This window comes from Mesorhizobium sp. M4B.F.Ca.ET.089.01.1.1 (genome assembly GCF_004022605.1).
GTDB classification, from domain to species: Bacteria; Pseudomonadota; Alphaproteobacteria; order Rhizobiales; family Rhizobiaceae; genus Mesorhizobium; species Mesorhizobium abyssinicae.
On sequence record NZ_RZOS01000872.1, the window covers coordinates 1 to 1,219 of the forward strand.

Annotated in this window: 2 pseudogenes; both read right to left on the reverse strand. The window is 68.7% G+C overall.

The window, feature by feature from the left end:
* Positions 1–329, reverse strand: a pseudogene (locus EN780_RS34675) (hypothetical protein); the annotation flags it as partial.
* Positions 326–1,219: pseudogene (locus tag EN780_RS34680) on the reverse strand (chemotaxis protein MotC); the annotation flags it as partial. The pseudogenes EN780_RS34680 and EN780_RS34675, both read right to left, overlap by 4 nt.

The following is a 1,219-nucleotide window of genomic DNA, read 5'->3' on the forward strand; positions in this document are numbered from 1 at the left end:
GGGCCGGCCCCCGCCGAGGCCTTGTCCGCATCGGTATCGGCCTCGTCCTTCACGGCCTTGCCGAGCGCTGACTTTGGCGCGGCGGCCTTCGCCGGAGCATCGCCTTCGGGCTGCCTCTTGCCGGGACTGGCCAGTGCGCGTCTGTTCCAGCGCGCATCGGGGGATCCGGTTTCAGCCGGTTGCCCGTTTTCCTGCGCGGACTGTTTTTCGGCGCCGCGCAGCAGATCGCCGAAGCTCGTGTCCTCGCCCTTCGCGGCCGGCGCGCCCGACCTGGACGCGGCGTGCGTGGGGACAAGTCCCGGGAGGGCCTGGCCGAGGCTGGTGGTCATTTCGGGGCGGCTCCAAGCAGTTGGTCGATCTTGTTGAGTTGGCGGCGCGTCTGCATCATCGCGGCGTCGGTGGCGTCGGACGGATCGAGAGCGGGGGAAGGTTCCGTCGTCGATGCGGGCTGAACCGCCGCCGCCTCTGCCGATGCCGAAGCCACCGCCGGCGCATCGGTTGGAGCCGGAGCCTGCGCCTCCGGCGCGGCCGCTGCCGGGATAGAAGCCGGCGCATCCGGGGATGGCGATGCCAGGGCTTGCGCGTCCGCCGGCTTTGCGTCCGGGCCGGATGTCTCGACAGCCGGCTGCTCGGACATCGCGCCTTCGACCGGCGGCAGGTCGGCGTCTTCCTGTCTCTCAGCCGCCGCGATCTCGGCTGCGGGCTTCCCGGCTGCGGACTTCTCTGCGTCCGCGTCATGCTTTTCCACGGCGGGGACTGCCGGTCGCGCGACCACTTCGCCGGCGACGGCCTGCGCGGCATCGAGCAAGGCCCGGTCGCTTTCGGAGAGCTTGGCGCGGTCGATCTTCTCCAGCTTGGCGCGCACATCCTCGATGGTGCTCGACGTCACCGTCGACAGGCTGGAATAGAGCTGAGCGCGCGGGTCGTCCTCATTGCCGTTGCCGTCGCGGCCTTGCTCAGCCCTGGCCGAGGCGAAGCTGGAAAGCTCGGTCAGGCCGTCGATCGCCGCCCGGCGGGCGATGCGCAGATAGATCACCTTCTCGCGCTCGGGATCCATCATCGAAGTGATGTCGGCGAGCTTGTCGTGACTGATCGCCATGTGCAGTGAAATGACGCCGGAGACGAAGGAATCAGCGAACTGGCTGGCATAGGGCGAGTGGAGGTAATTCGACACATATTGGGTGGAAGCCAGAGCGAAGCGGGCCGCGTCGCCTTGCTG